Here is a 21,642-nt window from a genome sequence, read left to right on the forward strand (position 1 = left end):
TGGGATTGATGTGGAATGGGCTTCGGAGCTTCCAAACCGAAACGAAAGAAGTAGGCTTTGGCGACATGATCTCATCGATATAAGAGACACGTATTATTTTTTGATACGGCAAAGTGCGTTACATTCGTAACGAATTAAGGTGGCACCACGGGAGTACCCGTCCTTTCTATAGGATGAGTACTCCCTTTTTGTGTACAAAAAATTGTTGAACGCACTATAAAAATTAAATAAGTTAAATCGTTTAAGTAAGAAGAGTACGTATATTTGGAGACGTTACAGAGAGCCGGGGGCAGGTGGGAGCCCGGTACGGTGCCATATACGGAATGGGCTTACGAGAGGTATGCTGAACAATTTCTATTCAGTAGGCAACCCGGGTTCCGCCGTTACAAGGATAAGGTATATATTTTGTACCTGAATAAAGCGGGATGCTTTTGCGTCCAACCTGAGGTGGTACCACGGTAAATTTATCGTCCTCTACATATTTCGATATGTAGAGGACTTTTTTATTTTTCAGAGTGAGGTGAAAGGCATGATGACGAAAGAAGAATTTATGAAGCAAAAAGAACAAGGAAAAACATTTTTAGTAATCGCTGAAGAAGAAGGAGATAGCATTACGCCAATTTCTTTATATAGACGTATGAAAGGGAAGAAGAAATTTTTATTAGAAAGCTCACAGCTTCATCAAGATAAAGGACGCTATTCTTACTTAGGGTGTAATCCTTATGGAGAAGTGAAAAGTGTTGGTATAGAAGTAGAGCGAACGATGTATGGGCAAACAGAAAAGCTGCAAGGCAACGTACTGCAAGTATTAGAAGATGTAATCGCACCAGCGCAAGTAGACAGTCCATTCCCGTTTTGCGGGGGAGCAGTTGGATATATCGGCTATGACGTAATTCGGCAGTATGAAAATATAGGAGTAGACTTGCATGATCCATTAAATATTCCAGAAGTACACCTTTTACTGTATCGCGAGTTTATCGTTTACGATCATTTACGCCAAAAACTATCGTTTGTATATGTATGCAAGGAAGATGAATCAGCTTTTTATGAAGAAGTATACGAGAGATTGCAACGATACAAAGAGGAAGTGCTAAACGGAGAAGAAGAGAAGGTTAGTGAAGTAATATCATCTTTATCATTTACTTCTTCAGTAACGGAAAAAGAATTTTGTGAAATGGTAGAAATAGCAAAAGAATACATTCGGGCCGGAGATATTTTTCAAGTTGTATTATCCCAGCGTTTGCAAAGTGAATGTAAAGGAGATCCATTTGCATTATACCGGAAACTTCGAATTGCAAATCCATCACCATATATGTTCTATATCGATTTTCAAGATTATGTTGTACTTGGCTCTTCGCCAGAAAGTTTACTATCAGTAAGAGACGATAAGGTGATGACAAACCCAATTGCCGGTACGAGGCCGAGAGGGAAAACGAAGCAGGAAGATGAAGAAATCGAAAAAGAACTGTTAGGAAATGAGAAAGAGCGGGCGGAGCATATGATGCTTGTGGACCTAGGCCGAAATGATATTGGCAGAGTAAGTGAAATTGGTTCTGTGACGATAAATAAATATATGAAAGTGGAGAAATACTCTCACGTTATGCACATTGTATCCGAAGTTTACGGAACATTGCGAAAACGAATGAGTGGGTTTGATGCATTAGCGTATTGTTTACCAGCTGGTACAGTATCAGGTGCTCCGAAAATTAGAGCGATGGAAATTATTAATACGTTAGAGCATGAAAAAAGAAATGTATACGCCGGAGCAGTTGGATATATTTCATTCTCAGGAAATCTTGATATGGCGCTAGCAATTCGAACGATGGTTGTAAAAGATGAGAAAGCGTACGTTCAGGCAGGAGCGGGTATCGTCTACGATTCAGACCCTGTAGATGAATATGAAGAAACATTAAATAAAGCGAGAGCGCTTTTGGAGGTTATGAAATGATTGTACTGATTGATAACTATGATTCATTCACATATAACTTGTATCAACTATTAGGCGAGTACGAGGAAGAAATTGTTGTAGTAAGAAATGATCAAATAACAATTGAACAATTAGAGGAGATGAAGCCGAAAGGAATTGTGCTATCACCAGGACCTGGAAAACCAGAAGATGCTGGAATTTGTATCGATGTTATTCGTCACTTTTATAAGAACGTTCCCATCTTAGGAATTTGCCTTGGCCATCAAGCAATCATATCCGCATTTGGAGGAGAAATTGTTAGAGCAGAGCGCATTAAACACGGAAAAACATCGCGTGTGAAACATAACGGAACGTCAATCTTTTCGTACGTTACGCAGCCGCTAACAGCGATGCGTTACCATTCACTCGTCGCAGCGCAAAATGGTTTGCCGCAGTGTTTTGACATACTCGCGACAGCGATGGATGACGGAGAAATCATGGCAGTTCGTCACAACTATTATCCGCTCTTCGGATTACAGTTTCACCCAGAATCAATTGCAACAGAAGAAGGCGGAAAGTTAATACGTGCCTTTTTAGCAGAAGTGAAAGAGGAGGAGAGAGTATGAACAGTTATCTTCGAAAGTTAGTAGAGGGACAACATTTAACAGAAGAGGAAATGTATGAAGCGGGACTTCTTTTATTAAGTGACAACATATTGGAAAGTGAAGTTGCAGCTTTCTTAGTATTGCTGAAAGCGAAAGGCGAAACAGCAGAAGAAATATACGGTCTCGTTCGTGCTCTTCGCGAAAAGGCATTACCGTTTTCAAATCATATAAAAGGCGCGATGGACAATTGCGGAACGGGTGGTGACGGTGCGCAAACATTCAATATTAGTACAACATCGGCATTTGTACTTGCCGGAGCTGGTGTAAAGGTTGCGAAACATGGAAACCGCGCTGTTTCTAGTAAAACAGGAAGTGCTGATTTATTAGAAGAACTTGGTGTAAACATTAGTTGTACGCCAGGTGAGATTGACTACTTATTAGAAAATGTAGGGATTGCTTTCTTATTTGCACCAGCGATGCATCCAGCATTAAGACGCATTATGAAAATAAGAAAAGAATTAAACGTTCCGACGATCTTTAACTTAATTGGACCGTTGACGAATCCGGTTAATTTAGAAACACAATTTGTCGGTATTTATAAACGAGATATGTTATTGCCGGTAGCGGAAGTATTGCAGAAACTAGGCAGAAAACAAGCGCTCGTCGTAAACGGAAGTGGATTTTTAGATGAAGCATCATTACAAGGAGAAAACTGCGTTGCTATTTTAAAAGACAATGAAATAATTGAAATGAGTATTGCACCAGAAAACTACGGTTTTTCAAGAGTGAAAAATGAGGAAATTAGAGGCGGAAATTCAAAAGAAAATGCAAAGATTACGCTCGGAGTATTAAATGGAGAAAAGAGTGTTTACCGTGATACCGTTTTATTAAATGCAGGGCTTGCTCTTTTCGCAAACGGAAAAGCGGAAACGATTGAAGAAGGAATTAAACTAGCAACGCATAGCATTGACTCCGGAAAAGCATTAAAAAAATTAAACTTATTAATTACAGCAAGCAACGAAAAATTAGAAAGGGTGAATTAAAGTGGGGACGATTTTAGACAAAATTGTAGAGCAGAAGAAAAAAGAAGTTGCGGAGTTATATGAAACATATACACCAGTAAAAGCAAAAAGAAAAACATACTCACTTGTAGAAGCGCTAAAGCAATTTACTGTCATTGCAGAAGTAAAGCGAGCATCACCATCAAAAGGAGATATTAATTTACACGTTAATGTACCAAAGCAAGTAAAAACATATGAAGAGTGCGGCGCTGGTGCAGTTTCTGTTTTAACAGACGGTCAATTTTTTAAAGGATCGTTTCACGACTTACAAACAGCAAGAGCAGAAAGTAACATTCCTCTTTTATGTAAAGATTTTATAATTGATAAGATTCAAATTGATAGAGCTTATGAAGCTGGTGCAGATCTTATTTTATTAATCGTTGCAGCATTGTCAAAAGAGAAATTAAAAGAGCTTTATAACTACGTACTAGAAATGGGATTAGAAGCGATTGTTGAAGTTCATGATGAACAGGAATTAGAAATTGCGACCCGATTAAATCCGCACGTTATCGGAATTAATAACCGTAATTTAAAAACGTTTGAAGTAGATTTAAGCCAAACTGAAAAACTCGGAAAACGACTGAATGAGGAAAATCTGCTTTGGATTAGTGAAAGTGGTATTCATTCAAAAGAAGATATTATTCGCGTCAAACGAGCTGGTGCAAAAGGTGTATTAGTTGGTGAAGCACTTATGACAACGTCTTCTATTAGTAGCTTTTTCGATGAATGCAAGGTGAAAATATGAAAGTGAAAATTTGCGGTATTACTGATGTTGAAACAGCGAAAAGAGCTTGCGAATACGGAGCAGATGCAATCGGATTCGTTTTTGCAGAAAGTAAACGCCAAATCACTCCAGGGCAAGCGAAAGAAATTATTGGAGAAATTCCAGCACACGTTTTCAAGGTCGGTGTTTTCGTAAATGAATCGGTAGAAGTGATCCAGAAAATTGCAGAGGAGTGCGGGTTAACGCATGTGCAATTACATGGGGATGAAGACAACCATCAAATCAGAAGAGTGAAGATTCCGTCTATAAAAGCGTTAGGAGTAGCTTTAGAGAAAGATATTGAACATGCGAAAAAATACGAAACAGATTATCTGTTATTTGATAGCCCGAAAGAAAAGTTTTACGGAGGGAATGGTAAGACATTTTCATGGGAGTTACTCGCACATATGCCAAACGAGTTGCGAGAGAAAACGATATTAGCTGGCGGATTAAACGTCATTAATATAGAAGAAGCCATTCAAACCGTTCAGCCATATATGGTCGATGTGAGTAGCGGGGTAGAGACAGAAGGAAAGAAAGATTTAGAGAAAATAAAACAATTTATTAAAAAAGCGAAGGAGTGTTCCAAATGAACTACGCATATCCAGATGAAAAAGGTCATTACGGTATATACGGAGGACGATACGTTCCAGAAACGTTAATGCAATCCGTACTAGAACTAGAAGAAGCGTATAAAGAAGCGATGCAAGATGAAGAGTTTCAAAAGGAATTAAATCATTATTTACAAACGTACGTTGGAAGAGAAACACCGCTTTATTTCGCTGAAAATATGACGAAGTATTGCGGCGGAGCAAAGATTTATTTAAAGCGTGAAGATTTGAACCATACGGGAGCTCATAAAATTAACAATACAATCGGTCAGGCACTTCTTGCGGTAAGAATGGGTAAGAAAAAAGTTGTCGCTGAAACAGGAGCAGGACAACACGGAGTTGCAACAGCTACTGTATGTGCACTTCTCGGTTTAGAATGCGTCATCTTCATGGGAGAAGAAGATGTGAGACGACAAAAATTAAACGTGTTCCGAATGGAATTACTCGGAGCAAAAGTAGAAAGCGTAGCGGCAGGTAGCGGCACGTTAAAAGATGCGGTAAACGAGGCGCTTCGTTACTGGGTTTCACATGTACACGATACGCACTACATTATGGGATCAGTTCTCGGACCACATCCATTTCCGCAAATTGTTCGTGATTTCCAAAGTGTAATTGGGAAAGAAACGAAAAAACAATACGAAGCGTTAGAAGGAAAATTACCAGAAGCAGTCGTTGCTTGTATTGGTGGTGGTAGTAACGCAATGGGAATGTTTTATCCGTTCGTACACGATGAAGAAGTTGCCCTTTACGGCGTTGAAGCAGCTGGGAAAGGTGTTCATACAGAAAAGCACGCAGCCACTTTAACGAAAGGAAGCGTCGGTGTTTTACACGGATCGATGATGTATCTTCTGCAAAATGAAGAAGGGCAAATTCAAGAAGCGCACTCTATTTCAGCTGGACTAGATTACCCAGGTGTTGGGCCAGAACATAGTTTGTTAAAAGACATCGGCCGCGTTTCTTACCATTCGATTACCGATGATGAAGCGTTAGAAGCGTTTCAATTATTAACGAAAAAAGAAGGTATTATCCCAGCATTAGAAAGTTCACATGCTGTCGCGTACGCTTTAAAACTAGCGCCACAAATGAAGCAAGACGAAGGACTTGTCATTTGTTTATCCGGCCGCGGCGATAAAGATGTAGAGAGTATAAAACGTTATTTGGGAGAGGTGTAAAAAATGGGAGTAGAAAAAATTACAGCAGCATTTGAAAATGGTAAAAAGGCATTTATTCCGTACGTAATGGGCGGAGATGGTGGACTTGAAAAGTTAAAAGAAAGAATTCGTTTTCTTGATGAAGCAGGAGCAAGCATCGTTGAAATCGGTATTCCGTTCTCAGATCCAGTCGCAGATGGGCCAACTATTCAAAGAGCAGGAAAACGAGCGCTAGATAGCGGTGTAACATTAAAAGGTATTTTTCAAGCATTAATAGAGGTGAGGCAAGAAATTCAAATTCCATTCGTACTCATGACATATTTAAATCCAGTACTCGCATTCGGAAAGGAACGTTTCATTGAGAGCTGTCTTGAAGCAGGGGTGGACGGTATTATCGTTCCAGACTTACCGTATGAAGAACAAGACATTATTGCACCGCTCCTTCGCGTGGCGAATATCGCTTTAATTCCACTCGTTACCGTAACGAGTCCTATTGAAAGAATTGAAAAAATCACGAGTGAATCACAAGGATTCGTCTATGCCGTTACGGTAGCGGGCGTAACAGGAGTACGTCAAAACTTTAAAGGTGAGATTCATAGTTACTTAGAAAAAGTAAAATCACACGTCCACTTACCAGTAGTCGCAGGATTCGGTATTTCAACAAGAGAGCAAATAGAAGAAATGATTACAATATGTGATGGTGTTGTCGTTGGAAGTAAAGTCATTGAGCTTTTAGAAAATGAAAAGCAAGAAGAAATATGTGAGTTAATACATGCAGTAAAAGAAACAGAAGAGGCATAAGTCTCTTCTGTTTCTTTTATGTGAAAAGTGTTAAAATATACAGAAAACACTTATAATTTAGAGGTGAGAAGGCATGCTAAGACGTAAACTATTATATCTTCTTTTAACCGTACCACTATATGCCTGGTTAATTAGCATGACGAAAATAGAGTTAATGGCTCTATTTCTAGGGTATTTATTCATCTTTTCCAACTTAAACAGGATTCAAGAGCAATCTATTTTCGAAGTATGTATATTTTCGGTTAGTATAGAACTATTTAGTATCGTTTCGATTGTATTATTAAGTGAATTATTCCAATGGATCCATTCATTTGAATTAATAAAACTTGGGAATATTGTATTGCAAGTAATATGTGCTTATATTGTGTTTGTTGTACTAGAAAAAATGATTGGACAGCAGACGGTTTTTCAGGATAAAAGATAAAATATTAGTTATTCAAAAAAGGAGCCGCTTGGCTCCTTTTTTAAATCTGTTATAAAAATAATTGAAAATTATAACATCTGTTATATAATAGTTAAAATTATACTTTTTACGAAATGAGATGATAACATGGCCATATTGTTGGCACTTATCCCAATTATGATGATTTTCATTTGTTTATTTTTATTTAAACAAACGTCATTAAGATCCTCATTAATTTCTTATGCCGTTTCTATTGGAATTGTTTTACTCTCGCCAACATTTCGGTTAGGGATAAGTGAAACTGTACACGCTACGATTAAAGGTTGGTTAATTTGTTTTATTGTTGGATACGTTTTGTTTTTCGGTATTTTTTTATTTCACCTCATGAACAAAATGGGATACATCGATCAAGTAGCGAGATTTCTAGAACAAGTCACGCGCGATCGATTATTGCAAATGCTTCTTATGTGTTTTGGTATTTGTCCGCTTATTGAATCAGTAAGTGGGTTCGGAATTGGCTTTATGGTCGCAGCTCCTATTTTTCTTTCTCTCGGTTATAAACCGTTTCAAGCTGTGCTACTTTCGTTTATCGGTTTACTTGCAAGTTCATGGGGCGCAATGGCAACGGGGACGATTATCGGTTCTCAGCTTATTAACATGCCGCTTACAACTCTTGGTATAAATACAGCATTATTAAGCATCCCGATTTTTGCATACTTTATCATCCTTTCTTTATACGTTGTCGGTGGCTTTCAGGCAGTTATAGAAAAGTGGAAGGAAGGGATAGGGTTCTTTCTATTATTTTCTCTCGGAATCTATCTTTCTAACGCATACGTAAGTGTTGAACTAGCAGGAATATTAAGTTCTATCGTTACCATTACATTTGTTTTTTTAATCATTAAATTAAAAGGAAAAGATGAGCAAAACCTTTTAACAGAACATGCGGCGGCTACGGAGAGAGAAGTATCCATTATAAAAATTATTAGCCCTTATATCTTTTTAACAGTTTGTATTTTACTTTCTCGCCTCGTTCCAGCATTACATGATCTGCTTAGGTCATATGCAGTTCTCGATTTAAAATCATATTCTTACAAACTAGAGCTACTATATTCGCCAGGATTTTGGCTCGCCATGACTTGTTTATTTACAATTATTTTCTTCCGCATTCCATCTAATATTATTAAAAAATCACTCTCGCAAACGATAAAACAATGGATTCCATTCGCAATTACAACGACAATGTTCATTGCGATTTCAGAGTTAATGGGGGCATCTGGTATGCATTCATTACTCGCAAAGACAGCTGGTGAAACATTTGGTACCTTTTTCGTTTTCGTTGCTCCTTTCATTGGAGGAATAGGCGGCTTTTTAACTGGTAGCAATGCAGGTTCAAATGCGATGTTTATTAAACTCCAAATGCAAACAGCACAAAACGTAGCGCTCCCATGGCAATACGTCACAACGCTGCAAAACACCGCATCATCAGTAGCGACAATCGCTTGCCCATCACGTATTACACTTGGTGCTTATTTATGTAATATCCCTTATCGTGAAAACGAACTATTAAAGAAGACGACGTTAATGATTTTTGGTGCGGTGTTACTTGTAGTAGTGGAAGTTTTCTTTTGGTATATATTGAGAAATTAAAAATCCTCCTAACATAGGAGGATTTTCTTTATGACTGGATAATGTTTTAAATATGAAAAGCTTCTACTAAATGAATAGGAGATGAAAGGTATGCCCTTAAAAAACTACGGTGTATTAAAAGGTACAGTTATACAATCTAAGATTGGAAAAGGCAAAACACCTCATTATCAAGTTCATTTACAAGGTGAAGCAGGAGTAGATTATCGCATTGCAATTAACGTGAAATCGCAAAGTTATCCGTCAGAAGTTTTATATTTTGCGAGCGACGATATTCGATCAGAGGCGATTCATATTTTACCGACATTACCGTTCGGTTTTACAGAAATAAAAAATAATGAACCGAAAGTAGCTTTAGATTATGTAAGAGGTAATTTATTTGATTCCAAGCAAATGATTCCTTTACCTGCTGAAAAAGCAGGAGTTGATAATGATTTAAATGAAAAGATAGAGCGTTATATAAAGCGAGCAATAGAAGAAAAGGCGATTATTTATGCGTTTGGTGAAAGATGGGGACCAGAAGAAAAAATACCTGATTCGTATTTCGACTTTACACCTGGAAACGGTATACACGATATTCATATGAATCAAGGAAATGTAGAGAAATGGCAAGGTGATGATGGCATATGGCAAGACGGTGGACTACTTATTCATTTTGAGAAGAGGGAAGAGTGGGTAGGTATTTTCCTTGCCTTTCAGTCGCAATCATGGTGTACCGATGAAGAGGGGCATGCTCGTGTTCCGGTTGAGAATTGTGATTATAAGAGAAATAATTGATGAGAAGAGGGCGTTCAAAAAGAACGCCCTCCTCTTATTTTATAAAACCCAAAACTAACAAGTGTAGAAATACAAGAGAAAAGAAGCGCTACACTAGAAAATGCAATGAGATACATATTATACTTCATCATTTTTCCGATGAGTTGGTTACTATCGTACTGAAAAAGTCCTGCAATTATATTGAATAAAAATAACATGATAAACATGACGATAACACCGTCTATTGATCCTTTAATGTCTGGTTGACTTAAAGCAATATGTGCAGAAATACAAATAGCGATAAATAAAAATAACCAAAAAGAAGGGGTCAATAAATTACTCATTGTAAACAAGCTTTTTAATAAAAAGAATGTTGATAAAAACATGTTTTGGATCATGTCTAAGTTAATAGAAGTCGATGCAACAGTTGTTTCTAGAGTCGTATTAAATAAAGAATATGACTCTGGTACGAAATAGCGCATTAAAAGTATTAAGGCAGTAATACCAGAAATAATAGGGCCGATACCGATAAAGAAATTACCGATTCGTTGATATATATTTTTTTGATTGTATTGATGTTGTACGTAACCTAAAGCTCCTTGACTTGTATCTGTCGGGAAGAACTGCGTTGCTACAATTTTATGGCGGAATAATAGACACATAATTGCATGTCCAAGTTCATGAACGGGAACACCAATCCACGCGGTTAAAAGAAAACCTTTCCTACCAAAAGCTCTCGACCAATACATTCGTGTGAGAGATTCTAAATAGCCTAATATAAATCCAATTACAATGATGACACCAATTAAAGAAAATAATTGGATCACGCTTGTAAGGAGTGTTTGAAAAATCGAGTTTACAAATTCCACTGTCTTCATCCAATCTGTTAAAAATGTTAGTTGCTCTGTTTCATAATAACATTATTTTTCTATATTACTAGCACACATAGTTTCGTTTAAAAGAAGGATTTCATATTCTTTTTCTTGTAGTCATGTTTTATGTACAAAGTCATATATTGAATTTGTAACACCCTATAAGGTATATGCTTAAGGAGGGATGAGAGAATGAAATGTACGGCGTGTAATACAGAAAATGAAACGGAAGCAAAGTTTTGCGGGAATTGTGGACATTCGTTAACGGAAGAAGTGGTAGCAAGTGGTGCACAGGAAGAAGGACAGCAACAAGCGCGCGCAGCACAAGTAAAGGAAAGTCGCCCGAATGAAACGGTAGAACAAGCGAAACAATTTGCAAGTGGCTATTTTCAGTTCTTTAAAAATGCTTTTAAATCACCATCGGCCATTATGAAAAGTGGAAATATTGAAGTGCGAAATGGAATTGCAAGCCTTGTACTTATTTGTTTTTTAGGAGCATGTATTTTTTATAGAATGTTGAGCGCAGCGGCGACTGTTACGAGGACATTAGTGCCAGATATAACTACTCCTACTTTCTTTGGAGAATCTGTAATGGTCTTTTTCTTTTTATTAATTTTAACTTTATTTGTCGGATTTATTATTTTTGTAAGTGGTAAGATGATGAAATCATCTTTTTCTTTTCTTGAAGCATTCGGTATATGGGGGACGATAGCGACGCCAGCTATTGCTATACTAGTTCTTTCTTTTCTTTTTAGTTTCTTATTAATCTTTTTTTTACCAATATTATTAGTGCTAGCTACAACGTATATGGGAATTAGTATAATTGTAGCTATATTCAAACTAGATAACGGTGGATTAGATCCTGTTTACACACTTATGATTGCAAGTGTTTTAATCGGAATTGCAACGTTTCTTGTATTTTGGTCTTACATTAACACGATAATTCAAACCTTTACTGGGGGATTCACAGGCTTCTAATGAAAAGGTGGTTGAATGGATGGATGTATGTACAAAGTGCGGAATTAAGTTTGAAGATGGAGTGCAATTTTGTCAAAACTGCGGGACGAAGAGGGGAAATCCTGTAGTAAAGAAGCAGAAAATGAGCAAAGGGACAATAATTGGAATTACACTTTTAACATTTTTTATTATAGTATTGGGCGGATTATATGCGTATGGATCTTCATATTACTCACATTCATCGCAAGTAGAGAGAATTATTACTGTTTTACAAGAGAGGGACGGGGAGAAATTAGCTGAGATCATAACGGCAGATGACCCAGCCGTTATTGTAACAAGAGAGAGTTTAACGCCTCTATTTTCATATATAAAAGAAAATCCATCTTACGTGAATGAATTGAAAGAATATTTGAGGCAAAGTGAAAAACAAGGGGATGGAATAGAAAGAGCAGATTTTTCTTTAACGAAAGACGGAAAGTATTTCTTTTTATTTGATCGGTATAAATTGAAAGCGAAGACGTATTATACGACTTTGCTTACAAATGAAAAAGGTACATCTTTAAAAATGAACGAAAAAGAAATTGATAAGACAAATGACAAAAAGTTTGAGAAGCAATATGGACCGTTTCTTCCAGGAACTCAAGTATTTCAAGCGGAATATAAAAATGACTATGTAAAACTATCACGAGAGGAAAAGGTTGTACTTATAAAACAAAGTCAAAATAATGTAACGGTAGATTTAACGTTGCAAGGGCAATATATTACAGTTCAAACGAATGCGCCTGGTGCGACATTATATGTGAATCAAAAGCCAGTTACAACATTGACCGGAGAAGAAATTACGTGGGGACCGGTAGCGACTGATGGAAGTGCGGCGATTTATTTAGAGCGAAATGGAGAAAACGGAAGGGAAACGACCAAGGTAGAAACGGTAACGGCACTTTCGGCTTATAGCCTTCCATTTCAAAAGAAAAGTGTAGAAAAAACAGTTGTTTACAATGTTACTCCGCCGCCTACGACTGGGTATGTATATAATGGTTTCATCTTCCCTGATAGTGATATTCGAAAATTAACGGGTGCGGACTTAACATATTTAACGAAAGAACAATTGAAAATTGCTAGAAATGAAATATACGCAAGACATGGACATATTTTTCAAACGAAAGATATGCAAGCATATTTTTTAAAACAGTCTTGGTACAGAGAAAATCCGTATTTTACAGGAACGTTAACGGATATTGAAGCTTATAATGTTGAACTGATCAAATCAAGAGAATAGAGTGCGTGAAAAAGGTACAGTACATAACTGTACCTTTTTATGGTTATTTAGCTGGACCAGGATCCCTTGAGAAAAAGATGTGAAAGAGGAATGTGACTTTACTTGCTCCTCCTGATGTACTTGCTTGCACATCAGATAAAGAACTAGACGTTAAAGCAGCTTCAGAACGAGGGGGAACGACTATTTTGAGTGCATCATCTGATTCTGATGATATAGTAACCGTTATTGTATCCTCAGAAAAGTTCACAATTTTAACAGTACCAACTGGGAAGATGGATTTGCGAGCGTGTGAGGCAGAAGCAAAGCGAGTCGATTTCCAAATAGTTTGTGAGAAAGTGTCATTATCAGATAACCAAGCACGTGCACTGTATAAAGTTACACTAACGGTAAACTCTTGTTCAAGCGGGAGGGCGGGTCTCGGTTCTATCGGTTCCTCTGGAAGCTGGACGAGAAGGCCGGCGCACATGTATGTTTCACCTACTTTCAATAGTTACTGTTATAGCATATTAAATATCTTGTTTATAAGACACGACGATTACCTATTAACGCATAGTCTTGTGCACCAAATTTGTAGATGAAATTCTCTTTCTTTACAATGGAAGTAGGTGTTATTTTTATAAAATATGGAAATCGTAAAGAGTATGTAAAAAAGAAGGAGTGGTAAAGTGAACTATGTCATTATTGGCGGAGATGCAGCTGGTATGAGTGCAGCAATGCAAATTGTTAGAAGTGATGAAACGGCAAATGTTGTAACGTTAGAAAAAGGTGAAATTTATTCATACGCTCAGTGCGGATTACCGTATGTGATTAGTGGTGTTATCGCCTCTACTGAAAAGTTAATTGCACGCGATGTAAAGACGTTTCGTGATAAATATGGGATTGATGCGAAAGTGCGTCATGAAGTAACGAAAGTAGATACGGAAAAGAAAATTGTGTATGCAGTACATACGAAGACGAAAGATGTATTTGAATTTTCATATGACCGTTTATTAATTGCGACTGGTGTACGCCCTGTTATGCCGGATTGGGAAGGTAAAGATTTACAAGGTGTTCATCTTTTAAAAACAATTCCGGATGCTGAGCGTATAGTAGACACGCTACAAACAAATAGCGTTGAGCACGTAACGATTATTGGCGGCGGTGCAATTGGTCTAGAGATGGCAGAAACATTTGTAGAACTAGGAAAGAAAGTAAGAATGATTGAGCGAAACGATCATATTGGCACAATTTATGATGCCGATATGGCTGAATATATACATAAAGAAGCAGATAAACATAATATTGAAATTTTAACGAATGAAAATGTAAAAGCATTTAAAGGAAACGAAAGAGTAGAACAAATTGAAACGGATAAAGGTACGTATAAAACTGATCTCGTTTTAGTATCTGTCGGTGTACAGCCAAATACTGATTTTCTTGAGGGGACAAATGTACATAAAAATCATAAAGGTGCAATTGAAGTAAATGCTTATATGCAAACAAATGTGAAAGACGTATACGCGGCCGGAGACTGTGCAACGCATTACCATGTTATAAAGGAAACTCATGATCATATCCCGCTTGGAACGACTGCGAATAAACAAGGGCGACTTGCCGGACTCAATATGGTTGATAAACGAAGATCATTTAAAGGTACGTTAGGTACAGGTATTATTAAATTTATGAATCTGACGCTCGCAAGAACAGGCTTAAATGAAAAAGAAGCGAAAGGGCTAAACATCCCATATAAGACGGTCAAAGTAGATTCAACCAATATGGCAGGCTATTACCCGAGTGCTTCGCCACTTCACTTGAAATTACTATATCACGCCGATACGAAACAATTATTAGGCGGACAAGTAATTGGAGAAGAAGGTGTAGATAAACGTATTGATGTTATCGCAATGGCACTTTTCAACAAAATGAGCATTCACGATTTAGAAGATGTTGATTTAAGTTACGCACCACCATATAACAGCGTTTGGGATCCAATTCAACAAGCAGCAAGGCGAGCGGAATAGCACTTTTTAAGTGCTATTTTTTTGTTAAAGGGGAATAAATAAAGTTTCACTTTATTTCGAATATACCGTTCACCCTTGAAAACATAGTACGTATCGCTTATATTGTCATATAGTATTTATTTTTTAATAAAGCAATGAACGAATCAGGGGGCACAGTATGGCAATTAACATGAACACAATCGAAGAATGGATTGCTGAATCAAATGCAAGAAACGAAGAAGACTTAGGTAACGTTGTTGAAGAGATGAAAGAAGTATGTGTCGGACTTGATAACGCGACATTAATTTATACGAAAAACGTATTTTGTTTCGGTAAGAAAGTAGAAGTATTGTTCTTCTTCCAAGATCACGTCGTTATCGGAGAAGAGAAGGAAGAGTATATTGAGATTGGGAAATTAAAGTATGATGATATTACAAATAGTAACTTAAAAACAAATGATAAAAATACAACGTTAGAATTAAAGTTTGCTAACGGGCAATCTATCAGTTTAGATAGTCTAAATGATAACTACGGTACGAAAAACTGGTTATTTGCAAGACAAATTAAGAGTATTTTTAAATTAATCTAGTGAAAAAGCAGGCCTTGAAGGGGTCTGCTTTTTACTTGTTTCCAATTATACAAAGGCAACCTCTTTCCTCATAACATTTCACACTTGTAAACCCTGTTTTATAAAAGAGGTTTACTAATTCTTCGGTCGTCTTAAATTTATCCATATGATATTGAATTTTGAAATTTTCAGCGACTAGTAAAAAGGATCCGTTCGGTTTTAAGACGCGAAATACTTCTTTCATATCGTGTTCAAAATCGGGCCAAAAGTAATGAGTTTGAAAGGCAGTAATGAGATCGAAGAAGTTCGTATTGTATGGAATAGAGGACACGCTTGCCTGATGAATGATTATTTTTTCTGTTTTTACATCCTTCATATTGGTTTTCTTTGAGTTTTCAACAGCCTGTTCTGAATAGTCAATGCCGTATATTTTTCCGTGGGGAGTTAGTCTTGAAAGGCTATGTATTGTTTTCCCACCTCCGCAACCGATATCTAAAATAACTGCATCTTCACGTATATGTATTTTTTGTAAAGCCCAATTTGTTAGTCTCGTATGCGCAGCATTCATAATGCAAAGCATAGAGGAACCAATTGTCCCGCGAGGATTTTTCGCTTGCTCGATTAATCTTTTTAAAATACTCAATTCAAACTCTCCTTTTATATAAGAATATGTATTTATTTCGCTTTTAATAATCTAACTCCTTCAAAAAAAGCACGCCATTAATCGGCGTGCTTCTAATTATGCAAGGACCCTTTTAGCCAATTCCGCGCCCGATACGCCCCAACTGGAATTTGAATGAGTGAAGTTTCATTTCCGGCATCAATCCCGTACAATTGATCACAGGAATTTGTATCAAAACTGAGTAAAGGATGCCCGCCCATTCCCATAGCGGTCGCAGCTGAAACAAGTTTATGAACGAGTATACCAGCTTCCATTTGGTGAATGCGATATCCTCTATAGCCTAATGTATTTGTATAGTAATCTTTCTTTCCGACTACGTGTAAGCAAAGCGGTGCTTGAAAAAGGTTTACGTTATCCATCGTCATACTGGATTGCAGAGAATAACGAAGGTCTCCGTGCCTTATGGGCTGTATGGAATGCGTTTTACTGTTATAAGCGTAAGCACCGTTTTCAATGTCTTTTACGTTATAAAAACATCCATATAATGAGACTCGTGCGTTTTTATTTAAATATTTGCCATCAAGGTCGTTGTAATAAGGGAAGGAGAGGCTCGTTTCTTGGAGTAGAGTAGCGAGCTCGACTGCATCCCATTTCGTTAAAATGAAATCAGAATCAGGTGAATATCGTTTTTTACAAAGTTGTAAGAAATCATATGATAAACGCTCTGCTTGCGGTAGCTGCACAGTATGTGAACTATATTGATAATTTTCTGCATGTGTTAACGTTTGAAAGTATTCGGTGGATTCGACCATAGATGCCGCGTTTGTTTTTTTTATCATCGGATAGTCATCTACATGTTTTGAACGAACGAAATGCTCATGTATTAACGGCGGGATTTGTTGCAACAAGTCATGAGAAGTAACTGTTTTATTTTCACGATGATTGTTGTGAAACCAGTCTGCACTTGGTTCTGTACTTAAAGGAAGAACAGCATACACACTTTCTTCACCTTCTGACAGTCCAAGTAAATGATTAATTGCCCGGTCTAGAAACTGAAAATACACACCATTTGTATAACCGAATTGTTTTGCGCATTCAAGCAATTGCCCGATTAGAACACCACTATCTAATCCTTGCAGACGATACGAAAAGTTATTGTATTTAAAGAAGTTTTTCCAAAACATAGTGGATACAAATGCAGCACCAAAACAAGAATGTATGTTGCAACGATTGCCGAGTGCTTCTGTAAGATAAGAATCAAAATTTCCTTCGCGAAGTAAGATAAGACGGTGATGCGCGGCGTCGTAATGGTAAATGCCGTCTGGATAATGATCAATTTTTAAATACATATATAATTCATTTGGATATAAAGCACCCCCAGAAGGGATGAATCTTCGAAATAGAGTCGTTGTTTTATTATTTTCTAGGTTAGTAGTAGGCTGACATAATTGTGTTAAACCAAATGAGTACCAAAGATAATGACCGATTTCCTCTAAGTTAGGTTTAGTAGAAGAATTTCGCAAAGTTAATGGGATTTCTAAAGAGAGAGGGATGACTGGTAAATTTCGATATAATTTATAAGGAAGTGGTGCGTCTTCCCAATCAGTCTCTTTATCGGACGACATAATTTCATTAATAGAAAAATGGAGATGATGTAAAAAAGTATCCAGTTGCATCAAAATTCCCCCTCGCTATGAATTATGGAAACGGATGCGGGTGTGGATTTAAACATTCAATCGTTAAAGGCTCAGCCCTATATCCAAGTGTCATCGGTACGGTATACACTCTATCCAGTCCTGTAACCCGAGTGAGATGGTGGCCAAACGTCATCGGTAACATGCCTGGAATAATGACTTTTACACAATGTAAGCCGTTCTTTTCTATAAGGGGGACCGTTTGATCTACAACAATTACTTCAAGTCCAGATTGATGTAACCTGTTTAAAAGTTGATGAAGATCAGATGTTAAATCCATATCAAATGGTTGTAATGTATTCATTTCTTGGAACGTTTGCACCGGAGCATCTTCACGTAAAAGGAAGTGAAGACGTTCTTCCGCTTCTTTCAATCCGTACAGCATACTATGATCTTCCATGTTATTAACGAGGTAAGGATCTTGTAAGCAGTTTTCATAATGCTCTCTTTTTTGCTTGAGCTCATCGTCTGTTATAAGTAACATGCCTGCTATTTCGTGAATTGCACTCTTTAGAGCTCGGATTGGGTCTAAATGAGAGCCTCCTGCACAAACAACATTCATTCCATTTTCACGCGTATTTTTTGCAATGACCCATAGGCCCGGGATACCATGTTCCATCGTCGCATTAAAAGCATGTAATTCATACCCGGTAATCGTGTGTAACCGCTGGATCATTAATTGTAATTCCGTATCATTTGCTGAACTAAGATCAAGGCGGGGAAGAGGTAATTCGGCATACCAAGTGAGCAAAAAGGCGTCACGCTCTACAATTTCTAAAATGCCGTGAAAAATTGCCTCTTCTAAACTACCACCAATTGCACATCCATTTGATGTTTCATATACGAAAGCATCTCGTTGACCAAGGCTATAATAAGCGATTGATTCTGGAACTAAAAGTGGCTGGCTTTGTGATAAAGAGTATCCCCATACCCAGTTTTGCTCATAATCAGGATCAAACGGCTTAAATGGAAAACTATCACGATTGTAATGTTCATTTGTATGCACACCGAGTGTGAGGGGGTTCAGTGCAATATGCTCTAGCTCATGAAAACTACCATGCACATTTGGCTTTTTCCCGCGAGGCGACATACCGCAATATCGTTCTAATCCTTCTAAAATAGCGGTTGCTTCACTAAGTGCGAATGAATGAGTTCGGCCCGCGACACCTTCATTTCCGAACAGTAATGGCATGTTTATAATGACATCAGCAAACGGTAATAAAGAATGTTGCATTTGGCCGTTTAAAATACCAGTCCGGTAATCTAAATAGTCTCTCGTTAAAAATGTGTTTAGCTCATGAATAGAACGGCAGCGATACGTTTCAGTACTCGTTTTCAAACTTGGTTGTAAAGAAATTTGTGCTGCATCTGCTGTATCGTCAGACAAATTGCTACATACCGGACAGAGAGGGTCTGGAAGAAACGAATGCCGGGTACATTGTAACGTTTGTAAGTCCAGTAAAATGAGTTCATTGTCTATAGAAGAATGTTTGTTAGTTAATATCTTCTCTGTTTCAGCATGAATGAGCTGGCACATTTGTAACATTCCATTTTGGGTAGCGCGTACATCACGCCTCGTCACGTTCTCTGCTTTTAACGCATATTTTCGTTGTAGTTCCCACATTTCTTTTTGATCAAAGCCAGCTATAAACCGGCGTCCATCAGCGCAGTGGGAACATCCAGTTGTAAAAGGCTTCACGAAAGGACCGATAACACCTTCACCAAACGAAGTAAACGCGCGAAGCCACGGAATATTATTTGAGCGAAAGATAAGCTCAGCATCATGATGTACGGAAGAAGGAGACCCGTCATGTAAGACGAGAGCAAGATGAATGTTTTCAGGGAGAGCTTCTGTAATTGTATGCTGGCGGATGAGTGAATATTGCTTACACAATTGCTCATGTACATATTCTGTGAGTAGGCCATCTCCTATAAGTAATATGTTTTGAGTCATTGGTCATCCTCCTTTGCAATTAATACCCCATATACACCGTCTAAGTTGTCTCTTAAAAATGACTCAATAGCTAAATCAAAAACGAATGGATAAAAATTGTTTTCCGCTAAATTTTGCAAGGCAACTTGTAAAGACTGTACGCCTGGAATTTCTTCCTCTTCTTGTATTGCTACTCTAACAGAATCCGTACTATATAAAACGATGGATGATTCTGGTAACATATTAGCTTTATAAGGAATCTCTTCATTTTGAATATGAAGGAGTGCTTGTTGCAGAGCACTTCTTAACGCGAGTGTTATATTAATATTTGCCGCACCATACCATCTATCATTTATACCGATCCAAACGACAGGAAAACCAAGTAACTCCTCACTCATTCCTACTTTAGGTATTTCATGAATTGTAGAGAGAGCATCGTAGTAAAACCTACAATGTTTATCATGAATTTCGGTTAAATCAAGCTCTGTAATCTCTTCTAGCATATGTGATTGGCGTTCATATAATTTATTATTTAAATGTTTTTGTAGTGCTCGGTATACACCTTCTGTCATCGTTTCCCCAGCACCAATACCGATATCAGTATGTTCGGGGATAAGACGATGAATCATTTCAGCTACATATGTTTCAACTCCTGTTAAACCAGCTTCGCGGCGTGCTTCATTATGAGTTAATCCACCGCAAGCTATAGTAGGAAGGGGAGAGGTAGGTCCGTCTGATAATGGATTTGCAACTTGAATATAGCACTGTGATAAAGGCAATTGGTGTAAATCTTGTTCATCCCACATGTGGAATATGCCAGCTTCTTTAGAAGTTAACGTATCAAAAAAACGAAAAAGTTCAGTTGAAGTATATTGTCCGGAACGATGGGCAAGGTTTTCTTGAAGATTTTGCACCGTATCAATTGTAAAGATTTCATCGGTTGCGAGAAGATGTTTTATGAAAGGGTGCCACTTTCCTTCAAGTGTTTCCAAGTTTAATAAAAAGAATTGAGGATTATGCTGCCTGTGTGAATCTTCAGCGACATGTTTAAATAACTCAAAAACGATAATATTTGCTAACATTGCAGATGTAATTGGTGAGAAAGGTTCAGGTGGATTTTCACTTTGTAAAGTAGTTTCGTGTAGACGATGCCAAGCTGATTCCCAGCATTCTTCACGGTCTGCGGTTACGACAGGTCCAGCTAAACCAATTCTTGATAAGCAAATAGCTGGTATGAAATTTTTTCCAATATCTCTACAAATAGTATGGATTGCTCTTAAACTTTCGATATCTCCATTTTGGGAAACGTATAAAATCCAGTCGAAAGGCTCGAATACTTCATGTAAAGGACGATCAATTGTAATATCTATTTCTTGAATAAGTACATTGTCATCATGTGCATATGCACGTTCGCTTAGTTCATGAATTCGATCGTAGTTTGTTTCAGCGCGATCTGTAACAAGATAATGAAATGTAGGTAAACCAGATTCTAATAAAGAAGAAACTAGGGAAGTAAGCATATCGCCAGAACCAATTATAAGCACATTTGCTGCGCGGTACGTTTCGAATTTTAAAGCGCCTGAATGGGAATCAGCTTCTAAAAACTCAATTTGCGAAGCGTATCTGTCGAGTAATGCACTGTTTAATTCGTGGGGAGCATCTTGGCTTACATCACGAATGAAACCATTTTCATATAAAATCTCTCCAATTTCAAATACACGATTTTGATAGGGGAGAGGGAGACCATCGGTTATTTCTGTCAAAGAATGATTACCGTTAAACATAGGCATTAATTTCTCAATCCAGTCATAAATTCCATCACCATCCATACGGAATGAGCTGGAGTTATTTCGAAAGTAAACACCCCCGTTTGAATCGGGGAGGAAGAAAGTATCCTTATTTGCTTTAAGTTTTGCATGAACTGGAAGGTTATTCATGTTTATCCCCCTTACGTTTTAGGCATACATTATTAGTCTATGTAGTGTGATTTGTCCCGTATGAACATAATGAAAAAAGGCTGTAGAATGATTCATTCTA

Annotated in this window: 20 protein-coding genes and 2 other annotated features (1 of these 22 cut by a window edge); of the genes, 14 read left to right on the forward strand and 6 right to left on the reverse strand. The window is 37.5% G+C overall.

Going from position 1 to position 21,642, the window contains the following annotated elements:
* Nucleotides 1-168 (forward strand) — a binding site (T-box leader); it begins 71 nt to the left of the window's first position.
* A 63-nt stretch (nucleotides 169-231) separates the two neighbouring features.
* Nucleotides 232-478 (forward strand) — a binding site (T-box leader).
* A 51-nt stretch (nucleotides 479-529) separates the two neighbouring features.
* The 10 genes from trpE (at nucleotide 530) to ACFVQC_RS10970 (ending at nucleotide 9,722) form a co-directional block, all read left to right on the forward strand.
* Nucleotides 530-1,948, forward strand: coding sequence for an anthranilate synthase component I (gene trpE / locus ACFVQC_RS10925; protein WP_377898346.1), 1,419 nt, complete (start codon nucleotides 530-532; stop codon nucleotides 1,946-1,948).
* The gene (locus tag ACFVQC_RS10930; RefSeq protein WP_002158848.1) at nucleotides 1,945-2,532 is read left to right on the forward strand and encodes an aminodeoxychorismate/anthranilate synthase component II; all 588 of its coding nucleotides are present in this window, start codon (nucleotides 1,945-1,947) and stop codon (nucleotides 2,530-2,532) included. The genes trpE and ACFVQC_RS10930 overlap by 4 nt, the downstream gene beginning before the upstream one ends.
* Entirely contained in the window at nucleotides 2,529-3,554 is a 1,026-nt protein-coding gene (gene trpD / locus ACFVQC_RS10935; protein WP_377898347.1) for an anthranilate phosphoribosyltransferase, read from the forward strand. The genes ACFVQC_RS10930 and trpD overlap by 4 nt, the downstream gene beginning before the upstream one ends.
* A gap of 1 nt (nucleotide 3,555) precedes the next feature.
* Complete coding sequence (gene trpC / locus ACFVQC_RS10940) at nucleotides 3,556-4,317, forward strand: indole-3-glycerol phosphate synthase TrpC (protein WP_377892454.1); 762 nt, start codon at nucleotides 3,556-3,558, stop codon at nucleotides 4,315-4,317.
* Nucleotides 4,314-4,928: a phosphoribosylanthranilate isomerase gene (locus tag ACFVQC_RS10945; protein WP_377898348.1), complete on the forward strand. Its 615-nt coding sequence runs from the start codon at nucleotides 4,314-4,316 to the stop codon at nucleotides 4,926-4,928. Before trpC ends, ACFVQC_RS10945 begins: the two co-directional genes overlap by 4 nt.
* Complete coding sequence (trpB, locus tag ACFVQC_RS10950) at nucleotides 4,925-6,118, forward strand: tryptophan synthase subunit beta (RefSeq protein WP_377892450.1); 1,194 nt, start codon at nucleotides 4,925-4,927, stop codon at nucleotides 6,116-6,118. The genes ACFVQC_RS10945 and trpB overlap by 4 nt, the downstream gene beginning before the upstream one ends.
* Before the next feature lie 3 nt (nucleotides 6,119-6,121).
* Nucleotides 6,122-6,898: a tryptophan synthase subunit alpha gene (gene trpA, locus ACFVQC_RS10955; RefSeq protein WP_377898349.1), complete on the forward strand. Its 777-nt coding sequence runs from the start codon at nucleotides 6,122-6,124 to the stop codon at nucleotides 6,896-6,898.
* A gap of 73 nt (nucleotides 6,899-6,971) precedes the next feature.
* Nucleotides 6,972-7,322 (forward strand): DUF4029 domain-containing protein, encoded by a 351-nt coding sequence (locus tag ACFVQC_RS10960; RefSeq protein WP_377898350.1) that lies wholly within the window; start codon nucleotides 6,972-6,974, stop codon nucleotides 7,320-7,322.
* A gap of 126 nt (nucleotides 7,323-7,448) precedes the next feature.
* The gene (locus tag ACFVQC_RS10965; RefSeq protein ID WP_377898351.1) at nucleotides 7,449-8,948 is read left to right on the forward strand and encodes an L-lactate permease; all 1,500 of its coding nucleotides are present in this window, start codon (nucleotides 7,449-7,451) and stop codon (nucleotides 8,946-8,948) included.
* Nucleotides 8,949-9,038: 90 nt separating this feature from the next.
* Nucleotides 9,039-9,722 (forward strand): DUF2278 family protein, encoded by a 684-nt coding sequence (locus tag ACFVQC_RS10970; RefSeq protein ID WP_377898352.1) that lies wholly within the window; start codon nucleotides 9,039-9,041, stop codon nucleotides 9,720-9,722.
* 14 nt (nucleotides 9,723-9,736) lie between these two features.
* On the opposite strand, the gene ACFVQC_RS10975 is transcribed toward ACFVQC_RS10970, so the two are convergent.
* A complete protein-coding gene (locus ACFVQC_RS10975; RefSeq protein ID WP_377898353.1) occupies nucleotides 9,737-10,570 on the reverse strand; it encodes a hypothetical protein in 834 nt (277 codons plus the stop codon).
* 195 nt (nucleotides 10,571-10,765) lie between these two features.
* Between ACFVQC_RS10975 and ACFVQC_RS10980 the strand changes: the two genes are divergently transcribed.
* Together ACFVQC_RS10980 and ACFVQC_RS10985 are read left to right on the forward strand one after the other, a co-directional pair.
* On the forward strand, nucleotides 10,766-11,551 hold the full coding sequence (locus tag ACFVQC_RS10980) for a zinc ribbon domain-containing protein (protein ID WP_377898354.1): 786 nt from the start codon (nucleotides 10,766-10,768) through the stop codon (nucleotides 11,549-11,551).
* Between the two features lie 19 nt (nucleotides 11,552-11,570).
* Complete coding sequence (locus ACFVQC_RS10985) at nucleotides 11,571-12,809, forward strand: TcaA 3rd/4th domain-containing protein (protein ID WP_377898355.1); 1,239 nt, start codon at nucleotides 11,571-11,573, stop codon at nucleotides 12,807-12,809.
* 43 nt (nucleotides 12,810-12,852) lie between these two features.
* On the opposite strand, the gene ACFVQC_RS10990 is transcribed toward ACFVQC_RS10985, so the two are convergent.
* A complete protein-coding gene (locus tag ACFVQC_RS10990; protein ID WP_002140880.1) occupies nucleotides 12,853-13,275 on the reverse strand; it encodes a hypothetical protein in 423 nt (140 codons plus the stop codon).
* Nucleotides 13,276-13,474: 199 nt separating this feature from the next.
* Here ACFVQC_RS10990 and ACFVQC_RS10995 point away from each other — a divergent pair, with 199 nt between their 5' ends.
* Both ACFVQC_RS10995 and ACFVQC_RS11000 read left to right on the forward strand, forming a co-directional pair.
* The gene (locus tag ACFVQC_RS10995) at nucleotides 13,475-14,809 is read left to right on the forward strand and encodes an FAD-dependent oxidoreductase (RefSeq protein WP_377898356.1); all 1,335 of its coding nucleotides are present in this window, start codon (nucleotides 13,475-13,477) and stop codon (nucleotides 14,807-14,809) included.
* Nucleotides 14,810-14,966: 157 nt separating this feature from the next.
* Nucleotides 14,967-15,377: a DUF3908 family protein gene (locus ACFVQC_RS11000; RefSeq protein ID WP_002158830.1), complete on the forward strand. Its 411-nt coding sequence runs from the start codon at nucleotides 14,967-14,969 to the stop codon at nucleotides 15,375-15,377.
* 31 nt (nucleotides 15,378-15,408) lie between these two features.
* Here the strand turns inward: ACFVQC_RS11000 and ACFVQC_RS11005 are convergent, their stop codons facing one another.
* The 4 genes from ACFVQC_RS11005 to ACFVQC_RS11020 form a co-directional block, all read right to left on the reverse strand.
* On the reverse strand, nucleotides 15,409-15,999 hold the full coding sequence (locus ACFVQC_RS11005; protein WP_377898357.1) for a class I SAM-dependent methyltransferase: 591 nt from the start codon (nucleotides 15,997-15,999) through the stop codon (nucleotides 15,409-15,411).
* Nucleotides 16,000-16,091: 92 nt separating this feature from the next.
* A complete protein-coding gene (locus ACFVQC_RS11010; protein WP_377898358.1) occupies nucleotides 16,092-17,654 on the reverse strand; it encodes a SagB family peptide dehydrogenase in 1,563 nt (520 codons plus the stop codon).
* A gap of 22 nt (nucleotides 17,655-17,676) precedes the next feature.
* Nucleotides 17,677-19,626: a TOMM precursor leader peptide-binding protein gene (locus ACFVQC_RS11015; RefSeq protein ID WP_377898359.1), complete on the reverse strand. Its 1,950-nt coding sequence runs from the start codon at nucleotides 19,624-19,626 to the stop codon at nucleotides 17,677-17,679.
* Nucleotides 19,623-21,542: a putative thiazole-containing bacteriocin maturation protein gene (locus ACFVQC_RS11020; protein WP_377898360.1), complete on the reverse strand. Its 1,920-nt coding sequence runs from the start codon at nucleotides 21,540-21,542 to the stop codon at nucleotides 19,623-19,625. Before ACFVQC_RS11020 ends, ACFVQC_RS11015 begins: the two co-directional genes overlap by 4 nt.
* Between the last annotated feature and the right edge of the window lie 100 nt (nucleotides 21,543-21,642).

It is taken from the genome of Bacillus sp. NPDC057893, assembly GCF_042796455.1.
Classification (GTDB): Bacteria; Bacillota; Bacilli; order Bacillales; family Bacillaceae_G; genus Bacillus_A.